The organism is Amycolatopsis sp. VC5-11 (genome assembly GCF_037034185.1).
GTDB classification, from domain to species: Bacteria; Actinomycetota; Actinomycetes; order Mycobacteriales; family Pseudonocardiaceae; genus Amycolatopsis; species Amycolatopsis nivea.
In genome coordinates this window covers 22,774-36,232 of record NZ_JBAGKF010000037.1, presented here as the reverse complement: position 1 = coordinate 36,232, position 13,459 = coordinate 22,774, and the positions used below count along the sequence as shown (strand labels likewise).

14 protein-coding genes are annotated in these 13,459 nt (G+C 70.8%); 7 read left to right on the top strand and 7 right to left on the bottom strand.

Annotated features, from left to right (window positions below; translation table 11 throughout):
• Positions 1-89 precede the first annotated feature (89 nt).
• Genes WA670_RS44440 through WA670_RS44430 form a run of 3 tightly spaced genes read right to left on the bottom strand, consistent with a single transcriptional unit; the run spans position 90 to position 2,532 of the window.
• Entirely contained in the window at positions 90-308 is a 219-nt protein-coding gene (locus tag WA670_RS44440; RefSeq protein WP_037820457.1) for a hypothetical protein, read from the bottom strand.
• A gap of 8 nt (positions 309-316) precedes the next feature.
• A complete protein-coding gene (locus WA670_RS44435; RefSeq protein WP_037820458.1) occupies positions 317-1,426 on the bottom strand; it encodes a fatty acid desaturase family protein in 1,110 nt (369 codons plus the stop codon).
• Positions 1,427-1,443: 17 nt separating this feature from the next.
• A complete protein-coding gene (locus WA670_RS44430; protein WP_037820459.1) occupies positions 1,444-2,532 on the bottom strand; it encodes a ferredoxin reductase in 1,089 nt (362 codons plus the stop codon).
• Positions 2,533-2,624: 92 nt separating this feature from the next.
• On the opposite strand from WA670_RS44430, the gene WA670_RS44425 reads away from it, so the two are divergent.
• From WA670_RS44425 to WA670_RS44415, 3 genes are read left to right on the top strand one after another with little or no spacing between them, the layout of a single operon-like run.
• Entirely contained in the window at positions 2,625-3,302 is a 678-nt protein-coding gene (locus WA670_RS44425; protein ID WP_037820460.1) for a TetR family transcriptional regulator, read from the top strand.
• 4 nt (positions 3,303-3,306) lie between these two features.
• On the top strand, positions 3,307-3,708 hold the full coding sequence (locus WA670_RS44420) for a VOC family protein (RefSeq protein WP_037820462.1): 402 nt from the start codon (positions 3,307-3,309) through the stop codon (positions 3,706-3,708).
• A 45-nt stretch (positions 3,709-3,753) separates the two neighbouring features.
• The gene (locus WA670_RS44415; protein ID WP_037820464.1) at positions 3,754-4,482 is read left to right on the top strand and encodes a lipoate--protein ligase family protein; all 729 of its coding nucleotides are present in this window, start codon (positions 3,754-3,756) and stop codon (positions 4,480-4,482) included.
• Between the two features lie 78 nt (positions 4,483-4,560).
• Here WA670_RS44415 and WA670_RS44410 read toward each other — a convergent pair whose 3' ends face one another.
• Positions 4,561-5,268, bottom strand: a complete 708-nt coding sequence (locus WA670_RS44410; RefSeq protein WP_336162196.1) for an Lsr2 dimerization domain-containing protein — start codon at positions 5,266-5,268, stop codon at positions 4,561-4,563.
• 145 nt (positions 5,269-5,413) lie between these two features.
• Here WA670_RS44410 and WA670_RS44405 point away from each other — a divergent pair, with 145 nt between their 5' ends.
• Positions 5,414-6,808, top strand: coding sequence for a dihydrolipoyl dehydrogenase family protein (locus tag WA670_RS44405; protein ID WP_167754385.1), 1,395 nt, complete (start codon positions 5,414-5,416; stop codon positions 6,806-6,808).
• A 29-nt stretch (positions 6,809-6,837) separates the two neighbouring features.
• A complete protein-coding gene (locus WA670_RS44400) occupies positions 6,838-7,407 on the top strand; it encodes a TetR/AcrR family transcriptional regulator (protein WP_336162193.1) in 570 nt (189 codons plus the stop codon).
• A 401-nt stretch (positions 7,408-7,808) separates the two neighbouring features.
• On the opposite strand, the gene WA670_RS45280 is transcribed toward WA670_RS44400, so the two are convergent.
• A complete protein-coding gene (locus tag WA670_RS45280; RefSeq protein WP_199818193.1) occupies positions 7,809-8,408 on the bottom strand; it encodes a hypothetical protein in 600 nt (199 codons plus the stop codon).
• Positions 8,409-10,653: 2,245 nt separating this feature from the next.
• Between WA670_RS45280 and WA670_RS44390 the strand changes: the two genes are divergently transcribed.
• Both WA670_RS44390 and WA670_RS44385 read left to right on the top strand, forming a co-directional pair.
• Entirely contained in the window at positions 10,654-11,157 is a 504-nt protein-coding gene (locus WA670_RS44390; protein WP_093576929.1) for a DUF3145 domain-containing protein, read from the top strand.
• Between the two features lie 23 nt (positions 11,158-11,180).
• Positions 11,181-11,780, top strand: a complete 600-nt coding sequence (locus tag WA670_RS44385; protein WP_037820478.1) for a hypothetical protein — start codon at positions 11,181-11,183, stop codon at positions 11,778-11,780.
• A 66-nt stretch (positions 11,781-11,846) separates the two neighbouring features.
• Here WA670_RS44385 and WA670_RS44380 read toward each other — a convergent pair whose 3' ends face one another.
• Together WA670_RS44380 and WA670_RS44375 are read right to left on the bottom strand one after the other, a co-directional pair.
• Positions 11,847-13,097, bottom strand: coding sequence for a beta-ketoacyl-[acyl-carrier-protein] synthase family protein (locus tag WA670_RS44380; protein WP_336162188.1), 1,251 nt, complete (start codon positions 13,095-13,097; stop codon positions 11,847-11,849).
• Between the two features lie 51 nt (positions 13,098-13,148).
• Positions 13,149-13,394: an acyl carrier protein gene (locus tag WA670_RS44375; protein ID WP_037820481.1), complete on the bottom strand. Its 246-nt coding sequence runs from the start codon at positions 13,392-13,394 to the stop codon at positions 13,149-13,151.
• Positions 13,395-13,459: the final 65 nt, after the last annotated feature.

Here is a 13,459-nt window from a genome sequence, read left to right as displayed (position 1 = left end):
GCATCTCGGCGAGCGCGGGGCGAGCGGGGCGTGAGGGGAACCCTGAGGGAATCAGAGTTCCTCGGGGTTCCCCTCACGTACTTCTGGCGTCAGTCTGTGTTGGGGGGCTGGTTCAGGCGGGGGTCGTCTTCTTTTGCGCGTTGGGCTGCTTCGCGCATTTCGATCATGTCCGTGAACCAGTCGCCGGTTTCGCGGGCTATGTCGCGGACTGCTCCCGTGATGATCGTGGCGATGTTGCCGATGTGGGTGGCTGCGGACTCCGTCAGCTCCTGCACGGTGTCCTTGCCACTTTCGAATGGGCCGACCATGGGCTTCCTCAGGCTGCTCGGAGTTGCCGTTCCGGGTCCACGGTAGCGGGCGCCGCCGGTTTTCCGGGGAGGGCCAGCCGCGCGATCTTCTTCGCTACCGACCACAGCTGCTTGCGCAGGGGGCCGGTGTTGTAGGGCAGGCCGTAGCGTTCGCAGATTTCCCGCACCTCGCCCGCGATCTGCGGGTAGCGGCGGGCGGGCAGGTCCGGGAACAGGTGGTGTTCGATCTGGTGCGACAGGTTCCCCGACAGGATGTGGAACAGCGGGCCGCCGGTGATGTTCGCGGAGCCCAGGATCTGGCGCAGGTACCACTGGCCGCGCGATTCGTTCTCCGTTTCCTCCTCGGTGAAGCTCTCGACGTCCGCCGGGAAGTGGCCGCAGAAGATGATCGAGAACGCCCACAGGTTGCGGACCAGGTTGGCGCTCGCGTTGCCCAGCAGCGTCAGCGGCGCCAGCGGTCCGGTGAGCAGCGGGAACAGGACGTAGTCCTTGCCGATCTGGCGCGAGGCCTTGCGGACGATCCGGCGCAGCACCGGCACGTTCTCCGCCCACGTCCGCTCGCCCTTCACGACCCGCTCGACCTCCAGGTCGTGCAGCATCACGCCCCACTGGAACAGCAGCGCGAGCAGCGTCGCGTACACCGGGTTGCCCAGGTAGTACGGATGCCACTTCTGCGCCGGGTCCATCCGGAGGATTCCGTAGCCGACGTCGCGGTCCTTGTCGACGATGTTCGTGTACGTGTGGTGGATGTAGTTGTGCGAATGCCGCCAGTTCTCCGCCGGCGCGACGGTGTCCCATTCGAAGCGCTGCGAGCTCAGCTCCGGGATGCGCGTCCAGTCGTACTGGCCGTGCATCACGTTGTGGCCGATCTCCATGTTGTCCAGGATCTTCGCCGCGGACAGCGCCGCGACGCCGGCCAGCCACGCGGGCGGCAGGAAACCGGCGAACAACAGGCCGCGGCCGGTCACCTCCAGCGCGCGCTGGGTTTTGATGATCTTGCGGATGTACTCGAGGTCTTCCTCGCCGAGGTCGTCGACGATCCGCTGGCGCAGCGCGTCGAGCTCCCGGCCGAATTCCTCGACCTGTTCGGGGGTCAGGCGGTCCTGCAGACCGGTCATGATGCTTCCTCCGGTGGTCAGGCGTCGATTTCGACGTCCCCGACGGGGACGCTGACGCAGAGCTGGATTTCTTCGTTTTCCTCGCCGGAGACCTCGCCGGTGCGGGCGTTGCGGACGCGGCCGGCGGTTTTGAGCTGCGTGCAGGAGAAGCAGATGCCCATCCGGCACCCGTGCTCCGGCGTCAGGCCCGCGTCCTCGGCCTGTTCGAGCAGCGGCTTGCCGGAGTTGTCGCACTCCCGGCCGCTGCGGGCGAAGCGCACCCGGCCTTCGGCGGCCTCCGCGGCGAAGGTCAACGGCGCTGCCGTGAACTCTTCGGTGTGCAGTCGTGCACTCAACCCTTCGTTTTCGAAGAGTTCGCGCGCGGCGGCCATCAGCGGAGCCGGGCCGCAGAGGAACGTCTCGGCCTCGCGGAACCACGGCGCGGCCTTCTCCAGGTGCTTGACGGAGAACAGGCCGTGCAGGGCGCCGCCGCTGCGGGCGTGGGTGTGCGCGTGGACCACGCGGAACGCCGGGTGCCGGGCGGCGAGTTCGGCCAGTTCCGCCCGGTAGAGCGCGTCCGCGGGGGTGTTCGAGTAGTGCAGGAACACGATCTCGCCGGGGTGTCCCTCGGCGACGAGCGTCCGGGCCATCGCGAGCACCGGCGTGATCCCGCTGCCGCCGCTCATCAGCACGATCCGGTCCGGCCGCGGCGACGGCAGAGTGAACTCGCCGTCCGCCGGAGAAAGGCCGACCACCGCGCCGACGGCGGTGTCCTGCAGATGCCGCGACACCAGGCCCTTCGGGTCGGCTTTCACGGTGAACTCCAGGTCGCCCGTGCCCTGCGCGCCGCACGGCGAGTAGCAGCGGGTCCGGCGCACGCCGTCGATCTCCACCTGCATCCGCACGTACTGGCCGGCGCGGAAGCCCTGCCACGCCCGGCTCGGGCGCACCGTGAAGGTGACGGTGTCCGGCGTCTGATGCCGCACGGCGGTGACGCGGCCGCGGATCTCGCGCCGCACCAGCATCGGGTCGACCAGTTCGAGGTACCGGTCCGCGCCGTGCGGGGTGAGCAGCGCCTCGGCGAGCGAGACGAGTCCGCGCACGCGGCGCGGGAGCAGTGCGGTCATCACCCCTCCAGAAGTTGAGTGCACAGTCGTACACTGACTAGTGTGGGGGCAAGGCCCCGGGGCCTGTCAACGCGGAAGCGAGGTGATGTGACGTGGGCCATGCGGCGATCGCCAGTACGCTGCTCGACGTGTCCGCAGCCGAGGAGCCGGCCGGCCCGGTGAGCCGGCAGGAGCGCAAACAGCGCACCCGTCAGGCGCTGCTCGACGCGGCGCTCGACCTGCTCGCCGACCGGAGTTTCGCCAGCCTTTCGCTGCGCGAGGTCGCGAAGGGCGCGGGCATCGTGCCGACGGCGTTCTACCGGCATTTCTCGTCGATGGAGGAGTTGGGCGTCGCGCTGGTCGAGGAGACCACGCGCACGCTGCGCGGCCTGCTCCGCGGCGCGCGCACCGAGCAGAGCGGCTACGGCGGGATGATCCGGGCTTCGGTGCACACGCTGCACCGGCACGTCCGCGAGCACGAGGACCACTTCCGGTTCGTCACGCGCGAGCGTTACGCCGGCGCCGGCGCGGTGTCCCGGGCGATCGCGGTCGAGATGCGGATGTTCTCCAGCGACCTCGCCCTGGACCTGGCGCGCTTCGATCCGCTGCGCACCTGGCCCACCGAGGACCTGCACCTGCTCGCCGACCTCATCGTCACCGCGATGCTCGGCACGGTCGCCGAGCTGCTGGAAATCCGTCCCGGCGACACCGCCGCGGACGAGCGCACGTTGGCCGCGGCGGAAAAACGGCTCCGGATGATCCTGCTCGGGGTGCCGCACTGGCAGCCTTAGCGGCATGGCCTTCCTGCACCTGACCGCGATCATCGTCGACGACTACGACGAGGCGATCGCCTTCTTCACCCGCGCGCTCGGCTTCGACCTGGTCGAGGACTCGCCGTCGCTCACCAACGACGGCCGCCCCAAGCGGTGGGTGGTCGTCCGCCCGCCCGGCGGCGAAACCGGCATCCTGCTCGCTCAGGCCGACGGCGACCGGCAGTCCCGCGCGGTCGGCGACCAGCACGCCGGTCGCGTCGGGTTTTTCCTGCGGGTAGACGACTTCGCGGCCAGTTATGCGCGGATGCGGGACGCCGGGGTCGAGTTTCTCGGCGAACCGCGGACCGAGCCGTACGGCCAGGTCGTCGTGTTCCGCGACGTCGCGGGCAACCGTTGGGACCTGCTCGGACCGGCCGCTTCCTGAGCCTGTTCTACGATCCCGGGGTCCAGCAGATCGTGGAGGAACGCTATGCCGAGCGGGTCGGAAGTCCGAGCCGAATTCACCGACCCAGTGCTCAACCTGGCGTTCGACGAGGCGCTGCTGCGCGAGGGGCCGACCGCGCCGGTCGTGTGGCTGTGGCGCAACCCGGTGTGCGTCGTCGTCGGCCGCGGCCAGCGAATCGCCCGCGAAGTCCGCGTGGACGAATGCGCCCGGGACGGCGTTCCCGTGCTGCGGCGGGCCAGCGGCGGCGGCACGGTGTTCCACGACCCGGGCAATCTCAACGTGACGCTCGTGCTGCCCGGCCCCGCGCCGCGTCCGCTGGAAATGCTCGGCTTGGTGATGTCTGCCGCGGTGGAGAAACTCGGTCTGCCGGCCAGGATCGGCGACCGCGGGATCTTCGTCGGCGACGCGAAACTGTGCGGGTTCGCGGTGTTCCGGACCAAAGACGTGCTGCTGGCGCATTCGACGCTGCTGGTCGACACCGACGCCGCCCGTGTCGGCGCTTACCTGACCGGCCCGCCGCCGGACCCGAAGCCGCTGGATTCGCACAGGAGCAAGGTCGCGTCGCTGCTCGACCACGGGGTGCGGCTGCCGCTGGCGGAAGTGGAAGACACCGTCCGCGCGGCCGCGGCGGGACTGCTTGGCCCGCTCCCGCCGCGCGAACCGACGGCGGGTGAGTTGGAGCGGCAGCGGGCATTGCTGTGGAGCCGCTACGAATACCCGGACTGGCACGCCGAGGGACGCCAGCGTTCGTAATCGCCTTGCCCTGGCTGAAAGTGCGTGAGGGGAACCCTGAGGGAATCTGATTCCCTGAGGGTTCCCCTCACGGACGGATCAGGTTGCAGAGGAGGAGAACAGCACCTGCGGCACCGCGCTGGCCGCACGGCGGCGCGGCTTGGCCGTTGCCGGAGCGGCGGTCTTCGCCGGGGCGGTCTTCGCGGGTGCGGAGACCTTGGCGGTGGCGGTCTTCGCGGGTGCCGGTGCTTTGGCGGTCGCGGTCTTCGCAGCTGCGGGTGCCTTGGCAGCCGAAGTCTTGACAGATGCCTTGGCCGTCGCGGTCTTCGCCGTCGTCGCGGCGGGAGCCTTGACCGCGGCGGTCTTCGCCGACTTGGGCGCGGACTTGGTCGCCGCGGCGCTCGTCGACTTCGCGGTGGTCTTCGTCGGCTTGGTCGCGGCGGTCTTGCGCGCAGTCCCGGTCGCGCCACCCGTTCGGGCAGTCTTCGCCGCGGTCTTCGCGGTAGCGGCGGCAGCGGTCTTCTTGCCAGCAACGGCTTTCCCGCCCTTGCCCGCCGCGGCGGCCTTCTCCGCTGCCGGCTTCGCCTCGGCCTTCTTCGCCCCGGCGACGAGCCGCGGACGCAGCTTCCGCCCGCCCGTCCGGCGGCCTGCCTTGGCGTACCGCTCCAGCAACCGCCGGAGCGCGGCCGCGTTGCGGGCGCCGAGGTCGATGTCGTACTCGATGCCGTCCAGCGCGAACGCGACGGTCTCGGCCGCGCGTCCTCCGGTCAGGTCGTCCTGAGTGCGGACAGCAGTGTTCCTCGCCATGGGAGCCTCCCGTGCTCGATCGTGGTCGTGCGTGCAACCGGCACGGCGACGACCCGGATTTCGCGGTGCCGCCGGTTTCTTGCAGCTCTCGTACGAGAATACCGGCAGGCTTGCGCGAACCTGCGCGGTGGTGTGCGCTGGGGCAATGGCAGCAGAGACTTTCGACGTGGTGGTCATCGGGGCGGGTCCGGTCGGGGAAGTGGCCGCCGAACGGGCCGCCAAGGGCGGGCTGAAGGTGGCCCTGGTCGAACACGAACGGTTCGGCGGGGAGTGTTCGTACTGGGCGTGCATCCCGAGCAAGGCGTTGCTGCGCCCGGGAAACCTGCTCGCCGCGGCCAAGCGGATGCCCGGGGTGCCGATCGGCGACGCGCTCGACGCGGGCAAGGTGCTCGCCCGCCGCGACTGGTTCACCGGCAAGGGCGACGACTCCGGCCAGGTCGAATGGGCGCGCGGCGCGGGTATCGAACCGGTGCGCGGGTACGGCCGGATCAGCGGCGAACGCGAGGTCACGCTTGACGACGGCCGTGTTTTCGCCGCCCGGCACGCGGTGATCGTGTGCACCGGCAGCGTCCCGCGCACGCCGCGGATTCCGGGTCTGGACACCATCAAGCCGTGGGGTTCGCGGGAAGCGACGTCGGCGACCGAGGTGCCCGGACGGCTCGGCGTGCTCGGCGGCGGCGTGGTCGGCGTCGAGATGGCGCAGGCGTGGGCCCGGCTCGGCGCGCAGGTCGACCTCGTGATCACCGGCGAGCGCCCGCTGCCCCGGCTGCCGGAGTTCGCCGGAGACCTGGTCCTGGACGGATTGCGCGAGGCGGGCGTCCGCGTGCACGCGAATTCGGGCCTGAGCGAAGTGTCCAGTGTGGACGGTGGAACCCGGCTGAAGCTCTCCGACGGCGGGGAGATCGTCGTGGACGAACTCCTGGTCGCCACCGGCCGCGCGCCCGCGACCAGCACAATCGGGCTGGACGTCCTCGGTCTGCCCACCGACGGCCCGCTCCAGGTGGACGAAAGCGGCCGAGCGTCCGCTGTGGAGGGTGGCTGGCTGTACGGCGCGGGCGACGTCACCGGCCGCGCTTTGCTGACCCACCAGGGAAAATACGCCGCTCGCGTCGTCGGGGACTCGGTCGCCGCCCGCGCCCGCGGCGAGGAGATCTCGACCGAACCGTGGAGCCGCTACAGCGCGACCGCCGATCATCACGCGGTGCCGCAAGTGGTGTTCACCGACCCGGAAGTGACGTCAGTCGGCCTGACCGAGGCGCGCGACGGATCTGCCGACCGAGTGGTGGACATCGACATCGCGGTCGCCGGTTCGTCCTTGCACGCCGACGGGTACCAGGGCAAAGCGCGCATGGTCGTCGACACCGAACGCGGTGTCGTGCTGGGTGTCACGTTCGTCGGGCAGGACGTGGCGGAACTGCTGCACTCGGCGACCATCGCGGTCGTCGGCGAGGTGCCGCTGGACCGGTTGTGGCACGCGGTCCCCGCGTTCCCGACGATCAGCGAGGTGTGGCTGCGGCTGCTGGAGGCTTACGGGCTCTGAATGTCGGTGCGGTCCGGTAGCGTCGGGGCATGACCAGTGCCCCCGTTCCCGGCCGGCGTGAACGCAAAAAGGCGGCGACCCGCCAGGCGCTGGCCGACGCTGCCCTGCGGATGTTCCTGGAGCGGGGCTACGACCAGGTGACCGTGCGTGAGATCGCCGACGCCGCCGACGTGTCCACCACCACGCTGATGAAGCACTTCCCGACGAAGGAAGCTCTCGTGTTCGACCGGGAGCCCGAGGTGGACGAGGCGCTGGTCTCGGCTGTGCGCGACCGGCCGGAGGGCACGTCGGTGCTGGAGGCGCTCCGCGCGCACATCCACGTGCGGGCGACCTCCGGCATCCGCGCGGAAGCCGAACCACTGCTGCGGCTGGTGCGGGAGACGCCCGCGCTTTCCGAGTACTGGCACAAGATGTGGATGGGACACGAGCACACGCTGAGCCGCGTGATCGCCGCGGAAACCGGTGCACCGGAGGACGACCCGCGGTGCGCGGTGCTGGCTCATTTCGCACTGGAGACGGCCTCGCTGGCCGACCGTTCGGACGACCCGCCGCGGGTTGTCGACGTGGCGTTCGACCTGCTGGAGAACGGGTGGCAGTGAGCCGTTCGCGCGGTGCTGTGGTGGCGGGCGGTTGGTGAGTTGTTCGCGCGGTGCTGCCGTGGCGGGCGGTTGGTGAACTGTTGGCTCGGTGGTGTGGTGGCGGTTGGTTGGTGAGTTGTTGGCTCGGTGGTGTGGTGGCGGTTGGTTGGTGAGTTGTTCGCGCGGTGGTGTGGTGGCGGTTGGTTGGTGAGTTGTTCGCTCGGTGCTGTGGTGGCGGTCGGTTGGTGAGCTGTTAGCTCGGTGCTGCGGCGGAGATCGGTTGGTGAGTCGTTCGCGCGGTGCCGCCGTGGCGGTCGATTGCTGAGTCGTTCGCCGGGTGCCGCGGCGGCGGGCGATTGCTGAGCCGCTCCCTCAGGGCCAGAAGTGGTGAACTGAACGCGGTCGGCCGCTGAGGCGTTCCCTCAGGACGGCAGCTGCAAGTCGAGCGCGCCTTTCGCCGCGCGGGCAAGACCGGGATCGTCCGGAGTGGACGGTCCGGGCTGCCAGACCGCCTGCACGATCCGGACGCCCTTCCCGTCGATCTTGCTGGCGTAGGCGGCACCGTCGAACTGCGGCGGCCCCGAAGGCCACTTGCCGGTTTCCGTGGCGACGTCCAGGATCCCGCCGCCGCCAGGGTTGTCGGCGATCTGCTTGAGATGATCGGCCTGCCCGGCATCGGAAAACTCGACCACCGCGACGGTCACCGCGGCCGGCCGCCCGTCCACGAGTGCCGTGTAGCTCGCCCGGCGGACCGCGGAGCAGCTGGTTTGCTGGAGGCTCGCCTGGACGTCCCCGAACGCGTGCGAGGCGCACTTCTGGTCAGCGCTGCTCGCACGGGGTTCGAAGGTGAGAGTCGGGGCCGGCGGGGCGCTCGACTGGACACTGCTAGGCACCGGACTCGGAACACTGCTCGGCGGTGCACTGCTGACGGGCGCGGCGGCGGTGTCGTCACCGCCGCTGGTCGCCACGACGATCGCCGATACCACCAGGGCGACCAGCAAGACGATCGCCGCGATCGGCACCCACTTGACGGTCCGGGAGCCCGGTTTCCCAGGCCCGGCAGGGGAGTTCGGCCCAGCCGGGGAATTCGGCCCGGCTCCGGCTGCTCCGGCACCGGTTCCCGCGGGGGATGTCGCTGCTCCTGCCCCGGCCCCGGTTCCCGCGGGGGTTGTCGCTGCTCCTGCCCCGGCCGCCCCGGCACGGTTTCCAACGGGGGTTGCCGCCGCTCCCGCTCCGGTTGCCCCAGTGCCGGTTCCTGGCGTGGCGGTTGCGGCTGAGCTTGCCCCGGCGCCGGGTCCGGCCATGGCGGTTGCCGCAGCTCCTGCCGCGGCTGTCCCGGTGCCGGTTCCTGGCGTGGCGGTCGCGCGTGTTCCGGTCCCGGGTCCGGCAGCGGAGGGCGCACCTGCTCCCGCTCCGGTTGCCCCAGGCGCAGGTCCTGCCGCGGCGGTTGTTCCGGTTCCGGGACTGACTGCCTTCGATCCGGTACCGGGGCTGGCGGACGCCGTTGCGGCCGGAGCCGGTCGCGGGGGTTGGGGCGGACTGCTCGGCACGGCTGGCGGAACGGCTCCGCGCGGGCGTCCGGCAGGCTGCGGCTTCGCCGGGGACGGCATCTTCTCGGTCGGAGCCTCGGGCGGGTCCGCGGACTCGGTAGGCGCTTCGGAAAGCGACTCCAGTTCGATCGACGGAATCTCCGGCCGAGGCGGCCGCACCGCGATGATCTTCGGCCTCGGCACCGGGGGAGTGGCGGACTTCGGTGCGGCGGAAGGGGTGCTGGGGGAAGCAGCAGCCGTCGGCGTCGCGGTGCCAGCGGATCCCGGCGTGGCGGCACCGGGGAAGACGGGAAGCCCTCGGACATCACCGGCACCGGCTGGAGTTTGCGGCCCCGCAGCGCCGCCGGGGACGGCCTTCGCGGTGGATGGAGCGGTACCGGGAGCGAGAGCGTTCGATCCGGCGGCACCGGAAGGTGTTGTGCCGGGAGCGGCGGTGTTCGATCCCGCGGCACTGGATGGGGTTGCGCCGGACCCGACAGCATCGGCCCGAGCGGAGTTTCCCGGGCCTGGCGAGCCGGAACCGGCGACGGCCCCAGCAGGATCGGGCTTGGCGGCGGCTCCAGCAGAGCCGGATGTCGCCGCGGTGGCCGCAGCAGCTCCGACCCCTGCGGCCGCAGTCCCAGCGGAGACCCCCGTTCCGACCACGGAACCGGGGTTCGCGGCGGCAGTGCCATTGCTCGCCGGGCCAGTGTTGACTGCGCTCGCGGCAGCAGCCGAACCAGCCGAAGCACCGCCAGCCACTCCGGCAGCGGCAGAACCAGCCGAACCAGCGCCAGCCACCCCGGCAGCCGCAGCACCAGAACCAGCCGAACCCCCGGGAGACCGGGGCCCAGGAGGAACCGGAACGTCGTCCGCGAACCGGACGAACCCTTCCCCTCGCAGGACCTCGTCCGAAAGCTCCGGCGCGTCCGGAGCCAGCGCCGCGATCAGCGCGCGGGCCTGGTCCACCGATCGCGGATGCCGGGCCGTGGCGAGGGAGACCGTTGCTGCCAGCATGGTTGTCGGCGTCGGGTGCAGGACGCGGACCGGGCCCGCGAGGTCGCCGGGGGGCTGGTCGACCGTCTCCACATACGGGCCGACCGCCACGATCGTGCCGACTGGGCCTCCTCCTAGTTCCGCGATGCGGCGTTCGCATTCCTGGGACAGGTCGAGAGCTTCGGTGGCGGGGTTGACGTCGTCGCCGTGGACCAGGGGCCAGCCGTCCGCTTTCCACGGGCCGCTCAGCGGGGCTTCGAGGCGCAGGGCCGGGTCGGGCAGGTCGACGCCGATCACGACGAGCACGCCCGCGGGCAGCACCACGACCGCCTCGACCGGACGGTCTCCGGTCGGGCGGGCGCCGACGAGCGCTACGCCGCCGATCACCGTGCTCCCCCGGCCGAGGGAGGCCAGTGCGGCCCGCACGTCTTCCGCGACGCGCGAGGGCTGCTGCCCGAGACGGACCAGTCGCACCGAAATTCTCCTGTCGAATCCGCAGCGTTTCCGGTGCACCACGCTAGCGTGCCGGGCCGCCGGAACCGTGCTTCGCGCCCTCGCGTCGGCGTGGCTCACCACAATGGGTCGTCCGCTGCGACTTGTGGTGTTCATGTGGCCAAACGGCACGGTTGGGGTGCAGAATGTGCTACACAGGTCGGGAACTGCCGTGGAGGCTACGCAACCTGCGCAGGGTTCGAGAGGTCGTAGGGGAAGACGTCCCTCGTCGAACAAGCGGAGGTCAGCAGTGAGCACCCGTGGCAGCACCCGAGGCGTGGTGTACGTCCACTCGTCGCCGTCTGCGGTATGTCCGCACGTCGAGTGGGCGATTTCGGGCACCCTTGGTGCCCGTGTCGAGCTGAAGTGGACGGCCCAGCCGGCCAGTCCGGGACAGCTCCGGGCCGAATGCAGCTGGAGCGCGCCCGCAGGAACCGCGGGCAAACTCGCCGGCGCGCTCAAGGCGTGGCCGATGGTGCGCTTCGAAATCACCGAGGAACCCAGCGCGGGCGTCGACGGCGAGCGGTTCTGCTTCGCGCCCGGACTCGGGCTCTGGCACGGCCGCACCAGCGCCAACGGCGACATCGTCGTGGGCGAGGACCAGCTGCGCGCGCTCGTCAGCATGACCCGCGGCGGCGAAACCCTCGCGCACAAGCTCGACGAACTCCTCGCCGCGGCCTGGGACGAGGCGCTCGAGCCGTACCGGCACGCGGGCGACGGCGCCCCGGTCACCTGGCTGCACCAGGTCGGGTGAGCGGGGGCGGTACCCTCACCCGGGTGAGCGTTCACCCGGCCCCGCCTTCCCGTCAGCGGTGGTTGATCCCCGTGCTCGTGGTGGTGCTGTCCATCACCGTCGCCGGGGGTCTGCTCGCCCGCGAGCTGTACCGCCGCCCCGATTCCCCGCGTGCGGCCGACGGCGAAGCCATGGCTCCGTCCGCCACCACCAGCGGCGGTGCGGCCGACAAGTCCGGCGCGGTCGAGGTCGGGGCCACCCCGGACGCCGAGAACCACCCGCAGGACGACGCCGTCCGCACGGTGCTGAAGTCCTATTTCACCGCGGTGAACCAGAAGGACTACGAGGCCTGGGCGGAGACGGTCAGCGACGCTCGCCGCAGCAAGATGCCGGAGTACGACTTCCACCGGAGCTTCCAGTCCACTAAGGACGTCGACGTCATGCTGTACCGCATCGAACCGGGCGCGCAGGGGACGCTGCGGGCGCTGGTCGGGTTCACCAGCACCCAGTCGCTCAACGAGGCCCCGGTCGACTTCCAGGAGAAGTGCATCCACTGGCGGCTGGTGCTGCCGCTGAAGTTCGAGCACGGCTCGTACCGGATCGACACCGTCGACGGCACCGCCACCGAACACGACAAGTGCTGAGAACCCGGTGAAACGCTGAAGGGCCCCGCGGAAGATTTCCGCGGGGCCCTTCAGCGTGAAAAGGACTCAGTTCGCCGGCGTGAACAGCAGCGCGGTGTTGTGCCCGCCGAAACCGAACGAGTTGGACAGCGCCGCGGCGAGTTCGACCTTGCGGTTCTCCCCGGCCACGACGTCGAGCTGCACCTTCGGGTCCAGTTCGGTGAGGTTCAGCGTCGCGGGAACGACGCCCTCGTACAGCGCGAGAATCGTCGCGATGCCCTCGACCGCGCCCGCACCGCCGACGAGGTGGCCGAGCGCGCCCTTCGGAGCGGTGACCACCGGGTGCTCGCCGATCGCGGACCGGATCGCGGCCGCCTCGCCGATGTCGCCGACCACAGTGGACGTCGCGTGCGCGTTCACGTGGCCGACGTCCGAAGGGGACAGTTCGGCCATCGTCATCGCCGCGCGCATCGCCGCGATCTGCCCGATGCCCTCCGGGTGGTTGCCCGTGATGTGGTAGGCGTCGGACGTCAGGCCGTAGCCGGCCAGCTTCGCGTAGATCCGCGCGCCGCGGGCCTTCGCGCGGTCGGCCCGCTCGAGCACGACGACGCCGGAGCCCTCGCCGAGCACGAAGCCGTCGCGGCTCACGTCGAACGGACGCGACGCCGCGGCCGGGTCGTCGTTGCGCGTCGACACCGTGCGCGCCTGGGCGAACCCGGCGACGGTGATCGGGTGGATGCACGCCTCGGAACCGCCCGCGACCACCACGTCGGCCCGTCCGGACCGGATCATCTCGAAGCCGTTCGCGATGCCCTCGGCCCCGGACGCGCACGCCGACGCGGGCGAGTGCACCCCGGCCCGCGCCTTCAGGTCGATGCCCACGTGCGCGGCGGGACCGTTCGGCATCAGCATCGGCACGGTCAGCGGCGACACCTTGCGAAGACCCTGCTGGTGCAACAGATCGTTCTGGGTCAGCAGGGTCACCGGCCCGCCGACCCCGGTGCCGATCGAGACGCCGAGGCGTTCCGGTTCGACGTCGGCGTGCTCGTCGGTCTGCTCGGCGAACCCGGCGTCGGCCCAGGCCTGACGGGCGGCGATGATCGCCACCTGCTCGCACCGGTCGAGCCGGCGGGCCTGCACGCGGGGCAGGATGTCGGTCGGCTCGACGGCGAGCTGCGCCGCGATCCGCACCGGCAGGTCCAGCTCCGCCGCCCAGTCCGCCTCGATCGTGCGGATCCCGCTGCGGCCGGCCAGCAGACCGTCCCAGGTGGACGCGACGTCCCCGCCGAGCGGCGTGGTCGCGCCCATTCCGGTGATCACGACGTCGATGTTGCTCATGGGTGTCTCCCCAAGGTCGGCTCCGGACCGGGGCCCGGGTACGAAGAGGACTTACTTCGAGTTGGCGGACACGTAGTTCACCGCGTCGCCGACGGTCTTCAGGTTGGCCAGCTCGTCGTCCGGGATCTTGACGCCGAACTTGTCCTCGGCCTGCACGGCGATCTCGACCATCGACAGCGAGTCGATGTCCAGGTCGTCCACGAACGACTTCTCGGCGGTGACGTCGTCCTGAGCCACGCCGGCGACCTCTTCGACGATCTCGGCGAGGCCGGCGAGAATCTCAGTGTTGTCAGCCATCGGTGTTGTTCCCTTCTCGGTTCTTCTGGAGGTCCGCTCGCGGGCACGGCGCCCGCGGGGGAAGT